The sequence below is a fragment of the Gemmatimonadota bacterium genome (genome assembly GCA_026387915.1).
Taxonomy (GTDB): Bacteria; Gemmatimonadota; Gemmatimonadetes; order Gemmatimonadales; family Gemmatimonadaceae; genus Fen-1231.
Genome location: JAPLKS010000013.1, coordinates 177,524 through 201,484, shown reverse-complemented (window position 1 = coordinate 201,484; position 23,961 = coordinate 177,524). Strand labels below are relative to the sequence as shown.

The window sequence follows — 23,961 nt, the reverse complement described above, 5'->3', positions numbered from 1 at the left end:
GGGAGTAGCACACCATGCGCGGCATTCGAGTGATCCTTACCCTCGGGCTGGTCGTTGCGGCCACGACACCGGTCTTTGCCCCCCTCTCCGCGCAGGCCGCGAAAGGGCGTGTGCCCGAAGTGGACTACGGCAAATGGGAAACGCCCGCCGCCGGCGAACTCTCCCCCGACGGTACGTGGATGGCCTACGAAATCCGCCGCGTGAACGGGAGCAATGAACTCCGCTACCGGCAGGTCGGCGGCGCGTCAGAAAAGACCGTACGTATGGGCACGTCGCCGCAGTTCACACGCGACAGCCGCTGGCTCGTCTACACGATTGCGCCGGACACCGGCGCAGCGGCGGGTGGTGGTCGTGGTGGTCGTGGCGGCCGGGGCGGGGCAGCAGATGGTGGCAGTGCCGCAACGCGCAACAAGGTTGGCATTGTCGACCTTCGTGCCGGCACAACGCTCGCCTTCGACGACGTACAGTCCTTTGCGCTCTCAAAGAATGGCGCGCAGGTGGCCTTGCGGCGCTATCGCGGTGCAGGCGCTCCAGGGGCCACGGCGCCACGCGGCGCCGACCTCGTGGTGCGCGACCTCGACCGCGGCACACAGGTCACCTTTGGCAACGTGGCGGATTTTGCGTGGAGCGATACAGGAGCGCTCCTCGCCATGACCGTGGATGTGGAGGGTCGCACCGGCAACGGCGTGCAGCTCCTCGATGCAACCACCGGCACGCTTCGATCACTCGACGCGGGCGACCACACCTACTCCGGTATCCTCTGGCGCGCGAAGAGCGCCGACCTCGCCGTCTTCCGCAGTCGCACGGATACGGCATTCGCCGACACGAGCCAGGTGGTGGTGGCGTGGAAGAATGCCGCTTCAACGACCGCGGCCCGCGTGGTATATGATTTCTCGTCCGACGGACGCTTCCCCGCTGGCATGCGCGTGCCGTCGTACCGCGCCCTGCAGTGGAATGGAGACGGCAGTGCTCTGATCTTCGGCATGGCGCCGCGCGAGGCAAAGCCGGCGCCAGCGGGACGTGGCGGCGCAACGCCCGCCCGCGTGCAAGTGTGGCACTGGAAAGACGTGCGCCAGTTTCACCAGCAGGAAGTCAACGCGGTGCAGGATCGCACGCGCACGGTGCCGGTGGTGTGGCACCTCGCCACGAATGGCGTGGTGAAGCTGACCGACGATCCCTATGAGAATCTGCAGTTCTCTGAAACGCGGACCGCGGCGCTGGCGCTCGACGCATCCCCGTACTTCAAGGAATCGCTCTCTGGCCGCTCGTACCGCGACGTGATGCGTGTGGACGCAACCACCGGAAAGCGCGAGTCCGTGATCAGTAAGTCGATCGGCTCAGCATCGATCAGCCCGAGTGGGCGCTATGTGCTCTACTCGCAGAAGGGGCAATGGTGGAGTTTTGACGCCACCAACGGCAAGCGCGCGAATCTCACGGAAAAAACCAAGGCGAGTTTCGTCGACCTCCAGGATGATCATCCGACGCCAGAAGCCGGTATGTACGGCGTGGCGGGGTGGGGTCCGTCGGAAACGGCCGTGTTTGTGTACGATCAATTTGATGTGTGGCGCCTGAACGTGGACGGCTCCGCCGCCGAGCGCCTGACGCGTGGACGGGAAGATTCGACGGTCTATCGCAACGTGTCGCTCGATCCTGACCAAGGCGGCGGTGGTCGAGGCGGTCGCGGTGGGTTCGGTGGCGGCGGCGCAGCGACAATTGATCCGACCAAACCGATCGTGTTGTCCACCACTGGCGAATGGAATAAGAAGAGTGGGTACGCCAAGCTCGCCGGCGGAAAAGTGGAACGCCTGGTCTGGCGCGACAAAGCGATCAGCGGTCTTCAAAAGGCGCGCGACGCCGAGCACTATCTCTTTCTCGAGCAGAGCTACGCCGATTCGCCGAATTATTTTGTGGCGACCTCCGACGCGTTGGGTGCAGCGCAGGCGGTGTCGAAAACAAACCCGTTCCAGGGCGACTACGGCTGGGGCAAACAGGTGCTGATGGATTACAAGAACAAGCGCGGCGACAAGATCCAGATGATGCTGACGTATCCGGCCAACTACCAGCCGGGAAAGAAATATCCAATGCTCGTCTACTACTACGAAAAACTGTCGCAGGGCTTCCATGCGTACGTGGGGCCGAGTGACCGCACGGTGTACAACACGCAGAACTTTAGTCAGGAGGGCTACTTCGTTCTCCGGCCCGATATCCTGTTTCAAAAACGAAATCCGGGGTGGTCTGGCCTCGACTGTGTAACGTCAGCGGTGAAGACGGCGGTGGCGCGCGTCGCAGATATCGACGCCAAGAAGGTCGGCGCGATGGGACATTCGTGGGGCGGCTATCAGTCGGCCTTCTACGCGGTGCACGGGTCCGACACATTTGCGGCGGCGATTGCCGGCGCGCCGCTCACCGACCTCGTGTCGTTCTACGGCTATACCTCGGGCAACTCCGGACTCGCCGAAGCGCAGCATTTTGAAACGGGGCAGGAGCGCATGGACGTTTCGTTGTGGGAAGACCGCCAAGCGTTCATCAGGAACTCCACCGTGTTCGCCGTGGACTCGCTGCGCATTCCGCTCTTACTCGAGGAGGGCGACGCGGACGGCAATGTGAACGCGTATCAGAGCCAGGAGCTCTACAACTTCGCCCGTCGCCTCGGCAAGCAGGTGGTGTACCTCGTGTACGAAGGCGAAAATCACAACGTGGCCCGCGCCGAGAGTCAGCGCGACTACCACACGCGGCAAATCGAGTGGTTCGGGCACTTCCTCAAGGGCGATGCACCGGCCGACTGGATTGTGAACGGCGAGACGTATCTCCAGCGTCAGCGCATCCTCAAGGGCGCGACCACGCCAGCCGCTCGCCCGGGGGGCGACGGCGGCTCGCGGTAGGGCTGGAGACGCGGCATTTTAGTGTCCATGAGATGCGCATTCGATCGAACCCAGCATCTGCGTAGCGCTGGGCGTAGTACCGTTGATTCCCCATTGTCCCAGAAATCAGGAGCTCCACGCATGGCCCGCAGACTCCTCTTGGCAATTCCGCTGGCGTTCCCGATCGCCTTCGCGACCGCGTTCGGCCAAACCGCCGATCCCGGCAAGGCGGTCGCGCCCATCAAGGCCGACTACGCCCTCACCAACGTTCGCATCGTCATCGCCCCAGGCAAGGTGATTGAGAAGGGCACGGTCATTACGCACGACGGACGCATTGCTGCCGTAGGCGCGACCGTCGCCATTCCCGCTGGCGCGGTGAAGCTGGATCTCACGGGGCACACCGTTTACGCAGGGCTGATCGATGCCGCGACGAGCATCGGCCTCCCGAGCCCATCGCGCGCGTTGCCGGCTGCCGCAGACGCATCTGCCGCTGCCGCTGGTGGACGCGGCGGCCGCGGTGGCGCGGCGGCAGTCGCTGGTGGTCGCGGGCAGCCGCTTGGCGGTGCGGCCGCTCCGCAGCCGCCGGTGGTGCTCCCAGAAATTGATGCGGGCGCAGAAGCCGCCGAGATGTTCGCGCCGACCGACGATCAACTCAAGGCGTTTCGCGCCGGCGGCGTCACGACGGTTGGCCTCGTATTCGATGGCGGGATCTTCCCCGGCCGCGTCGGCGCCGCGCTGACTGGCGCGCAGGCCGGCGGATCGCTGTCGTTGCGTGCTGCCGCCGGGCAGGACGTGGCGTTCGGATCCAAGCGCGGTGGTGCCTACCCGGCGACGGGAATCGGCGTGGTCGCCTACATCCGGCAGGCATATCTCGACGCGCAGTACGAAGCGCGGCTCGACAAAGCATTCAAGGCCGGCGTTCCCGCCGCGCGCCCGTCAAACGACCCGATGCGCCGCGCCATGATGTCGGCGGCCATGAACGAAATGTCGTCGTGGTTCGTGGCCTCCACCGAGCGCCAGATTGCTCGCGTGGCTGAGATCGCCAAGGAGCTAGGACTCAAGAGCCCGGTGGTCGTCGGTTCGCAAGAAGGATGGCGGAGTGCGGCGGTCCTCAAGGCGAGTGGCGCGACGGCGGTGGTGAGTTTGCAATGGCCGTCGCCCGACTCCATCACCGGCCGCGAGTTCCTCGCCGTCGGTTCGGGCAAAACGGGGAAGGCGCCGAGCGCAACGGCTGCGGACTCCAATGAAGTGCGGGCTAATGCGGCGGCGCTGACCAAGGCCGGCGTACCGGTCGCGCTCGCGTCGTACGGTGGCGAGAGTGGCGCCACCTTCCGTGACCGTATTCGTATGACGATCGCGGCCGGTATGAGCCCCGACGATGCGCTCCGCGCTGCTACGGTCACGCCGGCGTCCGTGCTCGGCATCACCGCTGCCGTCGGCACCATCGAGGTGGGCAAGTTGGCCAACTTCGTCGTGGTGAGTGGCAACGATCTCTTTGCCGCCACGAACCCGATCAAGCACGTCTTTATTGAAGGCCGTCTCTACTAACCATGGACTCCCACATGCGAATCCTCAACGGATGTACCCTCGCAGTCCGAGCCCTCGGCGTTGTGAGTGCGGCGGTGGCAGTGGCCGCCACGCCCACGCGGCTCGCGGCACAGGACCTCGCGATTAAGAACGCGACGATCATTACGATCGCACGCGGCGACATTGCGAACGGCACCATCCTCGTGCGCGGCGGCAAGATCACGGCCGTCGGCACGAACGTCACCATCCCCGCGGGCGTCCGCACGATTGACGGCACCGGCAAGTTCGTGATGCCGGGCCTTATTGACGCGCACTCGCACTCCGCGCTCGAGAACGGCATCAACGAGGGCACGGAGTCGGTGACGCCCGAAGTGCAGGTGCAGATCAAGAACGACGATCCGGTTATTTACCGCGCCCTCGCGGGCGGTGTGACGGCGGCGCTCTTGCTGCACGGCAGCGCGAACACCATCGGCGGTCAAGCGCGCGTCATCAAGATGCGGTGGGGTCAGTCGGCGGACGAGATGCTCTTCAAGGGCGCCTTCCGCATTGTGAAGTTCGCGCTCGGCGAGAACGTTACGCAGGCGAGCTCCACGGCGCCGGCCGATCAGCGCCGGTTCCCCATGACCCGCATGGGCGTGGAGTTCACGGTGCGCTACTGGTTTCAGAAGGCCAAGGAATACGATCAGGAGTGGAAGGAGTATCGCGATGCGGTGAAGACGAACGCCAACGCGATGATGCCGCGCCGCGACCTGCGGCTCGAAGCGCTGACCGACATTCTGCACGGCGACCTCAAGGTGCACTCGCACAGCTATCGTGGCGACGAAATCCTGATGCTCATCCGTGTGGCCGAAGAAAATGGTTTTAAGGTGCACACCTTCCAGCACGTCCTCGAGGGCTACAAGGTCGCCGACGAAATCGCCAAGCACGGCGCGATGGCGTCGACCTTCGCCGACATGTGGGCGTACAAGGCCGAAGCCTGGGATGCGATTCCGTTCAACATGGCGCTGATGTCGCAACGCGGCGTGGTGGTGTCGGTCAACTCCGATTCCGACGAACGCATCCGCCGGCTGTATCAAGAGGCGGGCATTGGTGTGCGCTACGGCAACATGCCCGTGAACGAAGCGCTCAAGATGGTGACGCTCAATCCGGCGAAGCAGCTCGGCGTCGACAAAATGGTCGGCACGCTCGAGACGGGGAAAGACGGGGACATTGCGGTCTTCTCCGCGCACCCGTTCGCGCCTGACGCCATGGTGGAATACACGATTGTGGACGGCAAAGTGCTCTTCGAGCGCGCCGAAGCCAACACGCTTCGCAAGATTGCCGACAAGACGCAGGGAGGCACGCGCTAATGCATCTCAAGACGAAGCATCTCGCGCTATTCGTGGCGACCGCGCTGGTGGCGGCGAGCGCGACGAACGCGGCGGCACAGGCCGGCGCTGGTGATGAAGGGACCTTCTTCATCAAGGGCGGCACGGTCGTGAACCCCGGCGGGCAGAAGATGCCCAACACCAACATCCTCGTCCGCAACAACCGGATTGTGGAAATGGGCCCGGCGGCACAGCCGGCCGATGCCAAGGTGATTGACGCCACTGGCAAGTACATCTACCCCGGCATGATCGACGCCAACACGGGGCTCGGGCTTGGTGAAGTCGGTGGCGTCCAAACCATGGGATTGCGCACCGAGATGGGGGAGTTCAATCCGCACATTCGCGCCTTAGTCGGCCTCAATGTTGAGAGCGAACTGCTCGGCGTGACGCGCATGAACGGCGTGACGTCGGCGATCACCTCGCCGACCGGTGGTGTGATTAGCGGCCAGGCGGCGCTCATCAATACGGCGGGCTGGACGTGGGAAGATCTGTCCGTCGCCAAGTCGGCTGGGATGGTGATCAACCTGCCCGGCAGTGGCGGCGGTGGTCGTGGTGGTGGGCGTGGCGGTCGAGGCGGTGCTGCGGCGAGTCCGACGCTCGTCGCTGACTTTGAACGCTTCATGACCGAGTCCAAGGAGTACAACACGGCGCGTGCCTCGGGCTCGGCCAAGCTAGATCTGATTTATGAAGCGATGCGGCCGCTCCTGAACAAACAAATTCCGGCCATTATCACCGCCAACGGGGAAGCGAACATTCGCGCCGCGGTCGCGTTCGGTGAGAAGTGGGGGATTCGCGTCGTGATTTCGGGCGCCAGTGAGGCGTGGAAGGTCCGAAAGTTTCTCGCGGACAAGAAGATTCCCCTTATTCTCGGATCGCTGGAGTCGGCACCCGGCGACGACGTGCCATACGACGAGATCTATGCACAGCCCGGCCTGCTCTACGAGGCCGGCGTGAAGTTCGCCTTCTCCACGGGAGCGGGCTCCAACGCGCGCCACGTGGCGTTCCACGCCGCGCTGGCGATGGCGTACGGACTGCCGTCGGACGGCGCCCTCAAGGCGCTCACGATTTGGCCCGCCGAAATCTTTGGCGTGGAGAAGGAGATCGGGTCCATTGAGAAGGGCAAGCTCGCCAACTTCTTCATTACGACCGGCGACCCGATGGATCTGCGCACGCAGGTGGTGGAGGTGTTCATCAAGGGCCGCATGCTGGCCGACGATGATCGTCACTCGCGCCTGTATGCCAAGTACAAATCGCGTCCGCTGCCGATCAAACCGTAGCGGCGGCGCGGTGCATGACTCGTTCGCGGCAGCCCGTTCCTTGGGCTGCCGCGAATGCATTCAGGGGGGTGCGGCCGCATTCCCGGCGCCGACGTGCGCGTCTGACTTTGCGGAGCGCGCTTCCGTTTTGCTTGACGGGACTCTCCCGATGTCGTAATGTCCTCGGTCTCAAAGTGCCGGCCTGTCGCACATCCGTGCGTTCCAAGGCCAGCACGGCACGCCAATCGCCCCCCCCGATCGCGTCGCACCCCGTTTCTTTTGCGGTGTGACCGTGCCCGTCGCAAGCCGAGTGGACTGTTCCTGACGCCGCTGTCGCTCCGACGCCATCCCTAGGAGAATACCGCATGTCGAGTCTCACCCGCCTGAGGTCGTACGTTGCATTCGTCGCCGCATGGCTCCTGCTCGTTGCGGCGGCCCTGCCGCTCGCAGCACAAGGAACAATTGCCGGTACCGTGACGGGCGGCGAGTCCGCTGCGGCGCTCGCGAATGCCCGCGTGATCGTGGTTAACACCTTGCTCACGGCCACCACGGACGAGCAGGGCAAGTTCACGCTCCGCAATGTCCCAGCCGGAAGCGTCGCCGTCATGGTGATGCACGTGGGCTACCAGTCGTTGCGCAAACCGGCCACGGTGACGGACGGTGCCACCACCAGCCTGGACTTCAAGCTCAGCGTCGCGGTCGTGCAGCTGCAGGAGGTCGTGACCACGGCCATTGGCCAGCAGCGGCGCGTGGAGCTCGGCAATTCCATCACGACGCTCGGCGACGTGGGGAAGAAAGTCGAGGAGATGAAGGTCACCTCGGTCGCCGACCTCTTGGTGGCGAAGGCGCCGGGCGTTGTCATGCTCCCGGGCTCGATTCTCGGTGGCGCGCCGACAGTGCGCATCCGCGGCACCTCTTCGATTAGTCTCGGCAACCAGCCGATCTACGTGGTGGACGGCGTCCGATTCAACGCCAACACGACGACCGGCAATGGTAGCACCAACTTCTCGCTGTTGAATACGCTCAATCCTGAGGAAATCCAGGACATTGAGATTGTGAAGGGCCCGTCAGCGGCCACGCTGTACGGCACGTCGGCGGCCAACGGCGTCATCGTCATTACGACCAAGAAGGGCAGGGCCGGTGCGCCCCGCTGGTCGTACTTCGGCGAAATGGGCAGCGTGCAGGATCGCAATAACTATCCAATGATGTATATGAACTGGGGCCATGCTCCAGGCTCCACCACGCCAATCCGTTGCCAGCTCGCGTTGATGTCGACGCCCGCGGCGCAGGGTGGTTCGCCCTGTCTCACCGACAGCTTGACGCACTATCTCCTGCTGCGCGACCCGGCCCGCACGTTCATTCACGACGGGCAGACCAAGTCGTACGGCTTTAATGTGAGCGGCGGATCTGAAGCAGTTCGGTACTTTATCTCGACCGACGCCACCGACCAGTGGGCGCCAATCCAGATGCCGGCGTTCGACCAGCAGCGGTTTGCCGACGCCAAGGTGCCGGTGAAGTCCGACTGGCTGCATCCGCTCGCGCAGCAAACGGTGAACTTCCGCGCCAATCTTAACGCGACGATGTCGCCCAAGCTGGACATCGGTGTGAGCTTTGGCTTCAATAAGTCGAACAACCGGATCATGCCGTCCGACGCCGCGTTTGAGGCGCTCTTCTACACGGGCCTCCAGAACTACGGATTCCGCGGCCCTGGCCCAGGCAAAATCACGACGACGGCTGAGGGCGCACCGCTCAACGAGTACTACCAGTACGCGCCGGGCGACGTCATGCAGGAGAGCTACAAGCAGGATTTGCAGCGCTTTCTCCTGAGCAGCAATGCCCTCTGGCGTCCGTACTCGTGGATGCAGAATGACTTTACGATGGGCATCGACTTTGCCAGCTATGACTACTACCGCATCTGCCGACTGAACGAGTGCCCGGTGGCCAGCACGCAGCGCATCGGCGTGGTGGATGACCGTCGCACTGACCAGCGCAACTTCACCACCAAAGTCTCCAGCACGGTCAACTACGACGCACGGTCGTGGCTGAACCTGAAGACGACGGTCGGCGCGGAATACAACAACATTGAGTCGGACGGACTTGTCACCAACGGATCGGGGCTCCCGCCCGGTGGTAACAGCGTGGGCGCCGCGGCCACGCGCACGGCGAGCAACACCCAACCGACCGTGGTCAAGACGCTGGGCTTCTTCGTGCAGGAGCAGGCCAGCCTTCGCGATCGCCTCTTCTTGACCGCCGCGGTTCGTACCGACCAGAACAGCGCGTTCGGCTCGAACTTCCAGAAGGTCGTGTACCCCAAGTTGAGCGCCTCGTGGTTGGTATCCGACGAGCCGTTCTTCCCGCAGAAGAAGTGGCTCCAGTCGCTGCGCCTGCGCGCGGCATTTGGTGCGAGCGGCGTGCAGCCTGGCGCCACGGCCGCACTCGTCACGTTCACCGCGGCGAGCTCGAGCATCCCCACGCGCGGCACGACCTCGGGCATCAATACGCCGGGCCTCGTGGCTGCGCAGCCGGGCCTGCCAGATCTGAAGCCTGAGACCTCAAAGGAATACGAAACGGGCCTCGACGCGCAGCTCTTCGACGGCCTCGTGCACGTGGACTACACCTACTATCGCCGCCAGAGCTACGACGCGCTGATCAGCGTGCCGCTCGCCCCTTCGTCGGCGGCCTCGCAGCTCTCGGTGCTCCAGAACGTGGGCTCGATCCGGAACTCGGGTCACGAACTGCAGATTACCACGCAGCTGTTCGACCGCCCCAACTTTGGGTGGGATGTCACGATCAACGGCTCGCATAACACCAACATGGTGGTCAACCTCGGCTTCGACGCCTCCACCAATGCACGCCGCGTCATTGGGCAGGGCCTGACCACGCAGCAGCGTGAGGGGCTCCCGATCAACGGCCAGTGGTACCGTCCGTTCACGTATAACGACGCCAATCACGACGGCGTGCTGCAGTGGAACAAGGACGATGCACTGTCCGAGGTGCACGTGGACTCCGCCCTCAAGTTCCGTGGCGTGACCGCTCCACGTGACATTTTCTCCATCCAGAACGGCTTCGACCTGTTCCGGCACACGTTGCGCATCAACATGTCGTTCGACTACAAGGGCGGCTTCAACGTCCAGGACGGCGGCAACAACTTCCAGTGCAACACCGATCCGCGCGCCTGCGCCGAAACGCAGGATCCGAAGTCTCCTCTTGGTGAGCAGGCGCGGAACATTGCCAAGACCTACGGCTCGAACCTCGGGGGCACGAACTACAAGACCGCGGCCGGCTACTTTATGAACGGCCAGTTCTGGCGCTTCCGCGAGTTGTCTTTTGTGTATCAGTTGCCGGGGATCGCCACCAAGTCGTTGCGGGCGCAGAAGGGCTCCAGCGTGGTACTCAGCCTCCGCAACATTCATCACTGGACCGGCTTCTCCGACATTGATCCCGAGATCAATCAGGGGCTCGCCCAGAATGACAACCAGACGAACTTCCAGTCGGCCCCTCCGCCGACGTACATCACGCTCCGTTTCAATCTCAAGTACTAACTCACCCCATCGAGGACGAGATTCATGACACGAAATGATCATCGCGCTCGATCGGCCGTAGCGACGGGCTGCATTATTGCTGCCGCCTCGCTCTTGGCGTTCGCGTGCAAAGACTACACCAAGGAACTGCTCCAGCCAGAAAACCCGGGCATCGTCGGCTCTGACGCGGCGGGCTCGCCGTCGGCCGCCGCGGCCTTGCGGATTGGCGCCATCGGTCGCGTGAAGCTGCTGGTGAACTGCGCCAGCCTCGAATGCCTGTGGCAGGAAACAGGCATCATGACCGACGAGTTCAAGAACGCCGATTTCCAAAACACGCGGCAGGACATCGACCAGCGTGCGATCACAACCGATAACCCGACCATTCCGTACACGCAGGTCACGCAGGCGCGTGGATTCGTGATCACCGCCATCGATGCGATGAAGACCTACGTGCCCACGAACACGGCGGACATCGGCGAGCTTTACATGTCGCTCGGCTTCGTCGAGATGTCGATGTCCGAGGCCTATTGCAACGGTATTCCGCTTGGCAGTGCGCTCAAGGGCCAGGTGGTGCTCGGGCCGCCGCTCACGAACCTACAGGTGTACGACGTGGCGAAGGCGCATCTGGATTCGGCGCTCGCCGTCAACGTCGGCGGTGATGCCGGTAGCCTCTTCATCCGGCAGGCCTCGTCGATCATCAAGGCGCGCATTCTGGTCAACCAGGGTCAGTACGCGGCGGCCGCTGCGGTCGTGTCCGGCATCCCCACGGCGTTCCAGTACGTGTGGACGAGCAACCCGGGCGACAACGCTGACGACAACGGCATCTGGGGCAACATCAGCAACACCGCGCGCATGAGCGTGGCCGACAGCTTCGACATCGTGAACGGCACGTCGAACTTGATCAAGAACGCGCTCCCCTTTGCATCGGCCAAGGATCCGCGTGTGCCGGTCATCCCCGGCAGTCAGGCGGTTCCGAAGGTCATCGCCGAAGACGGCGCGACCCCGCATTTCGTGCAACAGATCTGGAACCGTGATGATCCGCTTCCGATCGCGTCCGGGATTGACGCTCGCCTGTTCGAGGCCGAGGCACAGCTCAATGCCAATGACTACACGGGCATGGTGGCTACGCTGAACGCCCTGCGCGCGGCCGCACCGAAGATTGGCGTCTATCAGGTGCCGGCCATGGCGGCGTTGGCCAGCGTGCCGGCCACCAAGAGCGATGCCGTCACCCTGTTCTTCCGTGAGAAGGGGTTCTGGACCTTCGGACGCGGACAGCGGCTCGGCGACCTCCGTCGCATGATCCGTCAGTACGGCCGCACCGAGGACAACGTCTTCCCGAAGGGGGTCTACTTCAAGGGTGGCGTGTACGGCGCGGACGTGAACATGCCCGTGCCGGACGGCGAGAAGGTGAACCCGGCGTTCACCGGCTGCATCGACCGCAAGGCGTAGCCCAACCGCAGGTTTGCAGGCACACCGCGCGCCACGGAGTCCGCTCCGTGGCGCGCCGTGCGTTTGGCCCCTTCGTTGCCCTTGTGCGTCCGCTCCAAGAGTCATAGCTTCGGGAGTATTTTGGTATACCAAATCGTATACTAAGGGGCCTGCCGCCTCGACGGCGCATGAACCCATTCTCTGATCTGCGGCCGATGGCTCCGGGTCGTGAGGCGGGGGAGGGCGTGGAGCGAGCAGGGCGCGTGGCGTGGAGCTGGTTGGACTTCCTCACATGAGGTACAGATGCTGAAGACACGGTGTCATATGCAGTTCGCGGCCGGAGTCCTGATTGCCGGACTGGCCTTCACCCGCCCACTCTCGGCGCAGGAACCGTATCCCGGATTCGACGCCTATGTGGCCAAGGCCTTGGTCACGCTTCGGGTGCCCGGCGCCGCGGTCGCCATTGTGCGCAACGACACGGTGCTCTACGTCAAGGGATTCGGCGTGCTCGCCGCCGGCAGTCAGACGCTGGTCAACGAACGCACCCTCTTTGAAATCGGCTCCAGCAGCAAGGCGTTTACCGCCACGGTCGTGAGCATGATGGTGTCGGACGGCAAGATGAAGTACGACGATCTTGTCTCCAAGTATTTGCCCGACTTCAAGCTGGCCGATCCGGCGGCGAGCGCGCAGGTCACCCTGCGTGACGCCTTGTCGCATCGCAGTGGCATTGGCCGTGGCGAGCTCATTTGGATTGACGCCGGGACGTCGCGCGATGATGTGTTGCACCGCGTGCGGTTCCTCCGTCCCGAGTCGAGCTTCCGCTCCAAGTGGTCGTATCAAAACATCATGTTCCTCGCCGCTGGTGTCGCCGCCGGCAACGCAGCGGGCAGCACGTGGGACGACCTCATTCAGCAGCGCATCTTCACGCCGCTCGGCATGACGTCGAGTGCGCCGACGTATAAAGGAGTCACGACCCCGAACGTCGCCACGCCGCACTCCATGGAAAAGGACACCGTGGTGCGAAAGGGGCAGTTCAACGCCGAGAACATCGCGCCGGCGGGATCTATTCTCTCGAATGCGGTGGATATGGCGCAGTGGCTGCGCTTTCAGATGAACGATGGTGTGGTGGGCGGCAAGCGCTTGGTGAGCAGCGCCGCACTGAAGGAGACCCACACCTCGCAGATGCTCGTCGGAGCAGGTGGTCCCGGTGGCGGCGAGCAGACGCTGTTCAATACCTACGGGATGGGATGGTTCGTGCAGGATTATCGGAAGGAGTTGGTCTGGCAGCACGGCGGCAACACGCCCGGCATGACGACCGCGGTCGGGATGATGCCGGAGAAGAAGCTCGGTGTCGTCGTGCTCAGCAACACGGATCACACGCAGCTGCCCGACCTGCTGATGCACTACATCTTCGACCGCCACCTCGGCGCCCCAGTGCGCGATTACATCGCGGAGGCCACCGCGCGAGCCGCGGCGCGTCGGCCACCGGTTGATACGACGGCGCCGCATGTCGCCGTGTCCGCGCCACTGCCGCTCACGACGTACGTGGGCACGTTTGTGGACAGCATGTACGGCGAGGCCACCGTGGCGCTCGTGAACGGCAAGCTCGAAATGTCGCGCGGTTTGGTGCGCGGAACGCTCGAATACTGGAACGCGAACAACTTCCGTTGGTGGAATAACGGTTCCATTAGTGCGCTGAGTGCCTTCATCAAGTTTGAAGTCACCCCCGACAACAAAGTGACAGGGTTGTACTACGGCATGGCACCCGACATTTCGCTGCTCACGCGCAAGGCGACGGCCGGCGGTGGCCGTGGCGGGCGCAGTGGTGGGGCGGGGAACTGACGCGATGACACTCAAGACGAACTACCTCACGCACCGCCGCCTAGCCGTGCATACCGTGGGTGCGATGGCGTTCGCGTTCGCGACGGGGTGCGCGGGCTTGCACACCTCGGCGACGAGCGGCAGCCCCGCAGCGGACGAACCGTACGATCTCGTGATTGCCAACGGCCGCATTGTGGATGGCGCGGGCAACGCGTGGTTCTATGGTGACGTGGCCATTCGTGGGGATCACATTGCCAAGATTGTTCGACGTGGGTCCGCCGAACGGCTCGTGGCGCGCCGCAGCATTGACGCCACCGGATTGGTGGTCGCGCCAGGGTTTATCGACATTCAGGCGGGCGGCAACTACGTCTCGGGCGACGGGCGCGACGTCAGCAAAGTGACGCAGGGTATCACGACCGAGATTTTTGGTGAGGCATACACGGGTGCTCCAATCAGCGAGCGCTCACTTGAGAATTCGTCTCCCGCTGCCGCGGCGGCGGCCCGCCCGTTTATGGGGCCGCACGGATTCGACGCCTGGCTCAGGGCGATGCAAACCCACGGCATCTCGCCAAACGTCGGCGCATTTGTTGGCGCGAGCACGCTTCGGGTGTTCGGCATGGGGATGGCGATGGGCGCGGCGACCCCAGCCGCAATGGATGCCATGCGCGGCGCGATGCGCAATGCCATGGAAGACGGCGCCTTCGGGCTCGGCACCGCTCTGATCTATCCGCCGGGCAACTACGCGAGCACCGAAGAGTTGATCGAGGTCACGAAATCGATGGCGCCCTATGGCGGCATCTATATCACGCATATGCGCTCCGAGGCCGATCAGGTGCTCGAGGCTATGGACGAGGCGTTGCGCATTGGCCGCGAGGGTGGTGTGCCCGTTGAGATCTATCACCTCAAGGCGGCGGGCGTTGGGAACTGGAGCAAAGAAGCCGCGATGATCGCCAAAATCGATTCGGCGAGAGCGACCGGCTTTGATGTGCAGGCCAACATGTATCCGTACACCGCCGGTGGCACCGGCCTCGCGGCCTGTCTGCCGCCTTCGGTGTCGGCCGACGGGAAATTGTTCGCCAATATTTCGAGCGACGCCGAGCGCGCCAAGATTCGCGCGGAAGTCGCGCACCCCACGAGTTTTTGGGAGAGTCTCTGCGAGCAAGCGACGCCGCAGGGCGTGCTGATTGCCGGGCTGCGCAGCCCCGCAAACCAAAAGTGGTCGGGCCACCGTCTCTCGGAGATTGCCGCAGGAATGGGCAAGGACTGGCTCGACACTGTCATGGACTTGCTGAAGTCCGAAGGGCGGGACATTGGCACGATGTACTTCCTGATGAACGAAGACAACGTCAAGCTTCAGCTCAAGCAGCCGTGGATGAAGATTGGCACCGATGCCGGTGGTAGCGATCCAGACAGCACCAAGGCGTTGGCGCATCCGCGGTCGTACGGCACTTATCCGCGCATCTTGGGCAAGTACGTGCGCGACGAAAAAGTGATTCCGCTCGAAGACGCCGTGCGCAAAATGACGAGCGCGGTCGCGCAGCGCCTGTTGATCACCGACCGCGGGCTTCTCCGTCCGGGGATGTTTGCTGACATTGTCGTCTTTGATCCGCAGCGCATTCGGGAGAACTCCACGTACGAAAAGCCGTTGCAGCTGTCGACGGGGATGCATCTGGTGCTGATCAACGGCGTCGAGGTGGTGCGGGACGGCCGTCACACGGGGGCGAAGCCGGGGCGCATTGTGCGCGGGTCGGCGTGGCGCTCCGGTGGGAAATGACCAGAAGCAGCTGGATTTGAGCGCTCGGAACGACCGTTGAATTAACGTATGTAAGGGAAAAGGGAAGATTCTACTCGGCGTTACAGGCCCGCCGGTAAAAGAGCGGAAGTCGTCCAACCCCTCTGAGGGTTGGGCGACTTCCGCTTTAACGGGCGATGGCCGACCGCATTTCGGCCACCGTCGGAAGTCCGTTTCACGACAGAATGGCCAATGGAGTCAGGGATATTCGGATAGCGCCTTTGCGCTCCTGTACGACAGATTGTGGGAGACGACTCCCATCTGCATAAGGCATTGATGACGCGGACGAAGCGGCGCGGCTTGTTGAAGCACTCACGGCTGGCGCCGAACGCGCCGCCGGTCTGCGTGTGGCGTTGTGCGCCGGAGCGTGCCGCCTATGACGGATCGCGAGCGCGCCCTCGACCTCGAAGAATGTTGGCGGACCTCCTCCGACATCTTCTTGTTGCTCGACCGGACGGGAACGATTATCGACGTGAATCCGGCAATCGTGCCGACGCTCGGATGGTCCGTGGCGGCTACTCAGGGTCGCGATATCGCCACTCTCGTGCATCCGGATGATTGCGCGCGGATGCAGGACGCACTGACCGGCCTGCGCGCGGGTGTGGCGCTCGGAAGTCTGAGCCTTCGGCTTACGCGCGAGGACGGTCAGTATCGCCAAATGAACCTCCGGGCGGGCGCCGTCTCCACTGACGGTCGGTTTATGGTGGTGGCGCGCGATGTCACGCTGTTTCAGCAGACGATGCGCGAGAACTTTCGCTTGACGCACGCCTACCACTTCCTGCGCCGTGCGTCCGATGTAAGTCGTCGCGCCGCCACTCGTGAAGCGTTGTTCGCGGACGCGTGCCGCTGCGCGGTGACCGACGGAAATTTCAGACTAGCCTGGATTGGCATGCTCGATCCTGTGACCGGGGTCCTGCGTGCAGTAGCGACCGCCGGTGTCGGCCACGACACCCCGAATGGTCTGCCGTTCAGTGCGGACCCTGACGGTTTCGGCCAAGCGGCGCGCGAAGGGCGCACGGTCGTGTTCGCAGATTTTGAACTCGATGCTACGCCAGCACCGTGGCGCGCGGCGGCGATCGTGTACGGACTCCGATCCTCGGCCTCGCTTCCATTGACGGCGAACGGCACGATCGTCGGCGTGCTCACGGTCTTCGCCGCAGAGGCGGGCGCCTTTGGCGACGACGAAGTGATCCTCCTCGGCGACGTGGCCGCTGAGATTTCTGCGTCGCTCGGTGCTCTTGAGCGGCGAGAAGAACAGCAACGCACCGAAGCCGCGGTGCGCCGTCTCGAAGCGCATCAGCACCGGACGCAGCGGCTCGAGAGTGTCGGCACGCTGGCGGGCGGCATCGCCCACGACCTGAACAACACGCTCGCTCCCATCGTCATGGCCGTCGGGTTGCTGGAGCGGCTGCCGCTCGACGAACGGGCCTCGCGCCACCTCAAGACCATCGAAAAGAGCGCGGCGCGCGGCGCGGCTATGGTGAAGCAGGTGCTGAGTTTTGCGCGTGGCCTCGAGGGAGAAAAAGTCGCGATGACGGTTCGGCACGTCGTCAACGATGTGGCGAAAATGCTCGACGATACATTACTCAAAGACGTTCGCGTCGAGGTCGTGGCCCCGCGAGAGTTGCCGAGTGTGATGGCAGACCCCGCGCAGCTCCATCAAGTGATGCTGAGCCTGTGCGTCAACGCCGTGCAGGCGATGGAAGGGCACGGGCTGCTACGGATCGTCGCGGAGGAGGTAACGCTCGAGCAGGCCGCCGCCCTCGGAATCGCGGGTGGACGAGCGGGGCATTTCATCTGCATCAGCGTAACCGACACCGGCCCTGGAATTGTCCCGGGTGTGCTCGATCGCATCTTTGAACCCTTCTTCACCACCAAGGCCGCGGGGCAAGGCACCGGGCTCGGACTATCGACGAGCCTGGGTATCGTGCGCTCGCACAACGGTTTCATTGGCGTCGAAAGCATCGTCGGGCGCGGCTCGATGTTCCGCGTGTATCTCCCCGTGGTCGAAGAGTCCGCAGAGCCGGCCGCACCTCGCACATTCGTGGGGACGCCAGAAGGGCACGGAGAGCTTGTCTTGGTCGTGGAGGACGAGGACGATGTGCGCGAGCTAGTGCGCGAAACCTTGGAACAGTTTCACTTCCGCGTGCTGACCGCGCGCGACGGCGCCGAGGGCGTGGCACTTTTTGCACGCGATGGAAATGACATCGCGGTGGTGTTGACGGACATCAAAATGCCGGTCCTCGACGGTATTGCGATGACCCACGCGATTCGCCGCCTGCGTCCCAACGTTCGCGTCGTGGCCATGAGTGGTGTGGATGCCTCGCTGGCCGACGCCGAACGCCTCGTACATGAGAGCGTGACGCGCGTGATGCAGAAGCCGTTCGAGGTCGCCACGCTCGTGCGCACCGTGCGTGAAGCGCTCGACGCACCCCTGCCTGCGACGGCAGCGATGCACAGCAACCCGCCTACCGGCGCGCCTCCGATACGAGGCGATCAATGACGACCGCTGCTCCGGTTTTCACAGGGGAGGCGCTCCCTGCCGTGCTAGTGGCGGCGTGGCAGGACGCGCCGTATGCGGTCGCGTTCGTGGATACCGAGTTGTGCGCCCGCTGGGTGAATCCCGCGTTTACGGCGCTCACGGGCCGTCCATACGCGGATCATCTTGGGCGCACGTTGGCGGCATTGCTCCCGACCTCGCATCCCTCACTGGAAGATCGGGCGCGCGAGTCATTGCAACGTGGGGTGGCGGTCAGCGGTGTGCGCGTGGAAGCCGTTTCGGGTGACGCACTGACTCACCGGCTCCGTGCCACCATCCATCCAGTGTACGATAGCGATCGCACGCGCGTCGGTGCGTGCGTGATGTGCACGGACATTTCGGACGAGAGCCGATTGGTCGAGGAGCTCTGGCACGCGCAGAAGCAGGCGGCCGCCAGTCAGCTCGCCAATGTGTTTGCGCACGATTTCAATAATCTGCTCGTCGTGATTCAAGGCTATTGCGAACTGCTGGCGATGAAAGCGAGCGACGAGACGTTGAAAGACCGGCTGGGCCGAATCCATTCGGCGGCGGAAGCGGCGGCAGGGCTTTCGCGTCAGTTGCTGGCGCTCAGCCGCCGGAGCGCCGGCGCCATAAGTGCGATTGATCTGAATCTGCTCCTCCGTACGCTGCGTGCGGCGGTCGAGCGCGCCTTACCTCCGAATATCAATAAATCATTTCTGCTCGACGAATCCCTCGGCCTCGTGCTGGCCGACGCCGGCCAGATTGAACAAGTGGTGATGACGCTGGTGCTGCAGGCCATCGGGGCGATGCCGACGGGTGGCACGCTCAAGGTGGAGACCGCGAATACCACGGTGAGTGATTCGAACGTGATGGCAGGGGTCCTCGTGGCGGGGGAGTACGTGCGGCTCTCGGTGAGCAACTCCGGAGCCGCAATGAGTGCTACGGAGCTCGCAACACTCTTTGAGCCGGAAGTCCCACCCGCTTCGCCCGACGTGTGGACTGGTATTGGACTGCTCGCCGTGCGTAGCATCGTGCGCGCGTTGCACGGAGAGCTTCAGGTGGAAAGTGTCCCAGAGCACGGAACGAGGTACACCGTATGGTTGCCGAGGCAGATCGCGGCGACGGTGGCCGCGATGCCAGCGATACCGCCGACTCCGGGTGCCCGCGCGATTTCCGTGCTCTTTGTAGAGCCCGACGCGCTCGTGCGTGACGCGATCTCTGCCGGACTAGCCGAGCACGGTTTTGAGGTGGCGGTCGCGTCTACCGTCAACGAAGCGCTTCGGATTGCCGCCTCGCCCACAACGACCGTGGATGTGCTGGTGACAAGTGATGTGTTTGCCGACGGCGATGGCCGAATGCTGGCCGTCGAATGCAAACGGATGCTCCCCGGCGTGCGTATGCTCGTCGTCACGAGTGGCACAACGCGTACGCAGCAAGGGGCCGGCTCTGACTCAGTGGCCTGGCCGTTGCTGGCAAAGCCATACACGCTGCAGGACGTCGTGCGCACCATTTACGCCACGCTGTATCCCGCGTCAGCGGGAACGATCGAATAATCGCCCCAACTTCTCCCACAGACTCGCCCCCCATGACTGACGACTTCTCCGCACTCCGCGTACTCATCGTTGACGACCAAGTCCACGTGCGCAAGTTTGTGCGCGACCAACTGCTCATGTTCAATGTGACGCAGGTCGAGGAGGCGTCGAGCGGCCGCGCCGCGCTCCAGACGGTGACGGCGCCTGGCGCGGCATTCGACCTCATCCTCTGCGATCTGCGGATGCCGGAGATGGACGGCATCGAGACCATTCGCACCATGGGCAAGCTGGGTTTGCAGTGCACGGTCGCCATTCTCAGCGTTGAGGACGAGCGCGTCATTGAAAGTGCCGGCCTGCTGGCCACGCTCGGTGGTCTCCATATTGTCGGCGAGGTCTCCAAGCCGCTTACGGCGGACAAGCTTGAGGCGGTACTGCGGAGAACCACGGAAGTTGCGGCACCGCCTCCCGAGGACGCACCGGTGATTTCCGAAGCCGAGGTCGCTGAGGCACTCGAGCGAAAAGCGATGGAAATTCACTATCAGCCGAGAATCGTGATGCGGAGTGGCGTGTGCGTCGGCGCCGAGGCCCTCGTACGGTGGACGCATCCCACACACGGCGTCATTCGGTCCGACGCCTTGCTCGCGCTCGCCGAACGGTCGAGCTCGCAGTTGAGCACGCTCACTCAATTTATTTTGCGCGAAGCCGTGGCGGCTTGCGCCCGCTGGCAGGCCGATGGACGCGAGATCGGCGTGTCGGTGAATCTGTCGCCCAAGGTACTGGGGCAACTCGATCTCCCCGAGTTCATTGAGCAGTTGGCGCGCGAACACAAAGTGCAACCGGCGCGGATCACGATCGAAGTAGGCGAAACGACCATTGGAAGCGATCTCGCCACCCTGATTGACGTGGCCGCACGGCTGCGTATCAAGGGATTCCGGCTCGCGCTCAACGACTTCACCGGCGTGCATTCCGGCATCGAAGAAATCCTCAAGATTCCGTTTGGTGAGTTAAAGTTGTCGCGCGAGTGCGTGGACGGTTGTTCCAGGTCCGACAGCAAGCGCGCCATGGTCGAAGCGGGCCTCGCCCTTGCGCGAAGTCTCAAGCTCGCGACGGTATGCGCGGGTGTGGCCAGTCGCCCAGACTGGAATCTGCTCGACGAACTCGGATGCGAAGTGGGACAAGGCAACTTTATTGCGCATGCCATGCCGGAGGCGGGACTCGGGATTTGGGTCACGCAATGGATGATGCACAACCAATAACGCGCACCACCGGTCACACGCACCACCGAACACCAGCGCCACCCACATCACGAGACGCCACCCCCCCCGAACTGCTGTTACGAAATGCCCCCCATTCCGTTGGCCCAATACGCGGCACTGGTCATTGACGACCAGGAAGAAGTGCGCGAATACGTGCGGCTCGTACTCGAGACGCTCGGCGTGGGGCGCGTGGTGACGGTTGGCAGCGGACGAGAGGCGTTGGCGGCCGTAACGGTGCCGGGCACACAGTTTGATCTGATCCTCTGCGATTTGCAGATGCCGGAGTCTGACGGCGTTGAGACGCTGCGGGCCCTTGCCGCCGTGGGAATTGAGGCGTGGGTGGTGGTGATGAGCGTTGAGGAACCGCGCATTCTCGAGACGGCGGGCATGTTGGCGGCGGCCCAAGGGCTACATGTGCTCGGCGCGGTGCGAAAGCCGGTAGACCTTCGCCGCATGGCGTCGCTCCTCTCGCAAATGACGACGGCCGCTGCCACGCCACAGCGCGCCGCCGTGGTGGCTCCGACGGGCGATCTCCCCGAGGCGTTTCGTCGCGGCGAGATGCACCTGCACTATCAGCCGAAGGTGCACATGAAGTCCGGCCGGTTCAGCTCGGCCGAAGCCCTCGTGCGATGGCAGCATCCCACGCTCGGACTCATTCTGCCAGGCGCCTTTGTTCCGTTCCTCGAGAGCTCAACGGAGTTCGCCGACCAGCTCAATGACTATGCGCTCCAGGCGGCCATTAGCTGTGCGGGGCGATGGCGCGCGGATGGACGAGACCTCGCGGTCGCGGTGAATCTCTCGGCGAGCGCCTTCGACAAGCTGGACCTTCCCGAGCGCATTGAGGCGATGGCGCGCGACGCCAACGTGCCGAATGATCGCATCACGCTCGAGCTCACGGAGACGCAGGTCGCACGCGATGCGAACCGAATGTCTGAAGTATCTACCCGGCTACGACTCAAGCGGTTCAATCTCTCCGTGGATGATTTCGGCACTGGGAATTCCGGTCTCTCGCACTTACGACAGTTGCCATTCAACGAGATCAAAATTGATCGCGGCTTTGTGCACGGTTGTTCTACGTCGTTTACGCAGCGATCAGTGGTGGAGGCGAGCCTCGCGCTTGCGCGCGATCTCGGGATGACATCAGTGGCAGAGGGTGTGGAAACACGAGAGGACTGGAATCTGTTGGCTGAACTCGGGTGCGATATGGTGCAGGGCTACTATGTGGCGCGGCCCATGTCAGAGTTAGGACTCACACAGTGGGTGCCGCAGTGGCAGGGTCGGGTCGCGTGATGCCCCCACGAATTCCACTCGCGCCCGCCCGCAGTCCGGAAGACCGGGTCGTGCCGCCGCGCGCGCTCGTGATTTCCCTCATGGCGTTTGCCGTGCCCGTGGTGGCCGTGTTGAGCTTTCCGGATTTCACCAATGCGGGGTTCGGAACGCTCGTGTGGCTCCCCGCACTGATCCCCGCGTTTCTGCTCGCGTACTATCGCGGGCTCCGTGGTGTTGCCGTGGCACTCGCCGGCGGCATGGCGGTGATCACGGCAACGCAGGTGAGCGTGGTGGCATTCGACATTGCCGAACCCAACTGGTCGCTCTTGCTGGCGATTGTGCTGGTGTATCTCGTGGTATCGATTGGCATTGCCGTGCTCGCGGAGGCGCTCAACCGTGAGCGGCGGTCGGCGGAGGATATGGCGCTTGTTGACCGACTGACGGGCTTGCCCAACCGCCGGCAGTTGGATGTGGCACTTGAGACGGCGTTCGCCGCCGCGGAACGCGGGCATCCGATCACGGTGGTGGTGTTCGATCTGGACCACTTCAAACGCGTCAACGATACCCACGGTCACGCCGCAGGTGATGACGCGTTGCGCCAGTTTGGGGAGGTGCTGCGTGACAATACGCGCGGGCAGGACCTGTCGGCGCGTTTTGGCGGAGAAGAGTTTGTGTCGGTGTTGCGGGCGAGCGAGGCGGCATCGGCGACGGTGTTTGCCGAGCGCGTGTTGCACCAAATGCGCGAACGGCAATTTGCGTGGGGCCGGCAGACGGTGAGCGCGGGTATTGCGGTGCATCAGCCGGGGATGGGGTCATATGAGGTACTCCTCGCCGCCGCTGATCGGGCGTTGTACACCTCCAAGAGTGAGGGACGCGATCGTGTCACCACCGCAGCGGAGTTCGCCGTGCCAACGCCGGAGTCGACAGCGATCGTGACGCCGATGAAAGCAGGCGAGGCGACGCCAAGCAAGGAACGTCTCTTTGTCGTGGATGACGACCGTGAGGTACGCGAATCGGTCCGGCTGGCGCTCGCGGGCGAAGGGTATGACGTGTGGGAGACGGACGATCCCAAGGAGGCGATCCGCCACTTTGCTGCGGTGGGTGAGGCGCGACGTCCTGCAGCGATCGTGACAGACGTGATCATGCCGGGCATGACCGGGATGACGATGATCGACCAGATCACGGCCATCACACCGGCTGTGCGCGTGATCTACATGTCCGGCTACGTGCACGGTCCCGTATCCTGGGCCGGAGCGCCCGGGGCGGTCGTGGCATTTCTGGACAAACCATTCACGGTCAATGCGTTGCTCTCGACCGTCGACGAGGTACTACACCGTGCGCTGGAGGCGCGGCTGACGGCTAGACCGTAGTAGGGGTGCAGCGGTGAAGATCACTGCGTGGCAACGGGTGCCACGACTGCGTGGAGACAGCATGGCGAAGATTCTGCTGGTAGACGACGAATTCGCGGTTCGCGAACTCTTGGCCGAGGTGCTGGAACTCGATGCGCACCTCGTCACGCAGGCCGACGACGGCGCATCCGCCATTGCGGCGGTCGAGCGTGAGTTGTTTGATCTCGTGGTCACGGATCTTGTGATGCCAGACAAAGAGGGCATTGAGACCATCATGGAAATCCGGCAACGGTGGCCGGCGTTGAAGATCATTGCGATGTCCGGCGGTGGGCGGGGCGACGCCGCCGACTATCTCGACATGGCGGCCTCACTCGGTGCAGCGGCCACCTTGCAAAAGCCATTCTCGTCGCAGCTGTTGCTCGATACCGTAGCGCAGGTGCTGGCCACGCCGCCGGCGGACTCTCCCTCGTCACCGCGGTAGG

General features: G+C 63.6%; 14 protein-coding genes. All 14 read left to right on the top strand.

The genetic code is table 11. The features are described from left to right. The first annotated feature begins 14 nt into the window (after positions 1–14). The 14 genes from NTZ43_07790 (at position 15) to NTZ43_07725 (ending at position 23,960) form a co-directional block, all read left to right on the top strand. Positions 15–2,882: a prolyl oligopeptidase family serine peptidase gene (locus NTZ43_07790; protein MCX5767108.1), complete on the top strand. Its 2,868-nt coding sequence runs from the start codon at positions 15–17 to the stop codon at positions 2,880–2,882. A gap of 120 nt (positions 2,883–3,002) precedes the next feature. Then, complete coding sequence (locus NTZ43_07785; protein ID MCX5767107.1) at positions 3,003–4,409, top strand: amidohydrolase family protein; 1,407 nt, start codon at positions 3,003–3,005, stop codon at positions 4,407–4,409. A gap of 14 nt (positions 4,410–4,423) precedes the next feature. Further along, positions 4,424–5,737 carry an amidohydrolase family protein gene (locus NTZ43_07780; GenBank protein MCX5767106.1) on the top strand — a complete coding sequence of 438 codons (1,314 nt, stop codon included), beginning with the start codon at positions 4,424–4,426 and terminating at the stop codon, positions 5,735–5,737. Beyond that, positions 5,737–7,032: an amidohydrolase family protein gene (locus NTZ43_07775; protein ID MCX5767105.1), complete on the top strand. Its 1,296-nt coding sequence runs from the start codon at positions 5,737–5,739 to the stop codon at positions 7,030–7,032. Before NTZ43_07780 ends, NTZ43_07775 begins: the two co-directional genes overlap by 1 nt. A 344-nt stretch (positions 7,033–7,376) precedes the next feature. Continuing rightward, the gene (locus NTZ43_07770) at positions 7,377–10,553 is read left to right on the top strand and encodes a SusC/RagA family TonB-linked outer membrane protein (protein MCX5767104.1); all 3,177 of its coding nucleotides are present in this window, start codon (positions 7,377–7,379) and stop codon (positions 10,551–10,553) included. 24 nt (positions 10,554–10,577) lie between these two features. Then, the gene (locus tag NTZ43_07765; GenBank protein MCX5767103.1) at positions 10,578–11,981 is read left to right on the top strand and encodes a hypothetical protein; all 1,404 of its coding nucleotides are present in this window, start codon (positions 10,578–10,580) and stop codon (positions 11,979–11,981) included. Positions 11,982–12,263: 282 nt separating this feature from the next. Beyond that, complete coding sequence (locus NTZ43_07760; GenBank protein MCX5767102.1) at positions 12,264–13,802, top strand: serine hydrolase; 1,539 nt, start codon at positions 12,264–12,266, stop codon at positions 13,800–13,802. Between the two features lie 4 nt (positions 13,803–13,806). After that, positions 13,807–15,555 carry a D-aminoacylase gene (locus NTZ43_07755; GenBank protein MCX5767101.1) on the top strand — a complete coding sequence of 583 codons (1,749 nt, stop codon included), beginning with the start codon at positions 13,807–13,809 and terminating at the stop codon, positions 15,553–15,555. A 394-nt stretch (positions 15,556–15,949) separates the two neighbouring features. Then, the gene (locus tag NTZ43_07750; protein ID MCX5767100.1) at positions 15,950–18,076 is read left to right on the top strand and encodes a response regulator; all 2,127 of its coding nucleotides are present in this window, start codon (positions 15,950–15,952) and stop codon (positions 18,074–18,076) included. Next, the gene (locus tag NTZ43_07745; GenBank protein ID MCX5767099.1) at positions 18,073–19,626 is read left to right on the top strand and encodes a PAS domain-containing protein; all 1,554 of its coding nucleotides are present in this window, start codon (positions 18,073–18,075) and stop codon (positions 19,624–19,626) included. Before NTZ43_07750 ends, NTZ43_07745 begins: the two co-directional genes overlap by 4 nt. 32 nt (positions 19,627–19,658) lie before the next feature. Next, positions 19,659–20,861 carry an EAL domain-containing response regulator gene (locus tag NTZ43_07740; protein ID MCX5767098.1) on the top strand — a complete coding sequence of 401 codons (1,203 nt, stop codon included), beginning with the start codon at positions 19,659–19,661 and terminating at the stop codon, positions 20,859–20,861. Between the two features lie 84 nt (positions 20,862–20,945). Further along, positions 20,946–22,151 (top strand): EAL domain-containing response regulator, encoded by a 1,206-nt coding sequence (locus NTZ43_07735; protein MCX5767097.1) that lies wholly within the window; start codon positions 20,946–20,948, stop codon positions 22,149–22,151. Further along, positions 22,151–23,500, top strand: coding sequence for a diguanylate cyclase (locus NTZ43_07730; GenBank protein ID MCX5767096.1), 1,350 nt, complete (start codon positions 22,151–22,153; stop codon positions 23,498–23,500). The genes NTZ43_07735 and NTZ43_07730 overlap by 1 nt, the downstream gene beginning before the upstream one ends. A gap of 61 nt (positions 23,501–23,561) precedes the next feature. After that, the gene (locus NTZ43_07725; GenBank protein ID MCX5767095.1) at positions 23,562–23,960 is read left to right on the top strand and encodes a response regulator; all 399 of its coding nucleotides are present in this window, start codon (positions 23,562–23,564) and stop codon (positions 23,958–23,960) included. The last annotated feature ends 1 nt before the right edge of the window (position 23,961 follow it).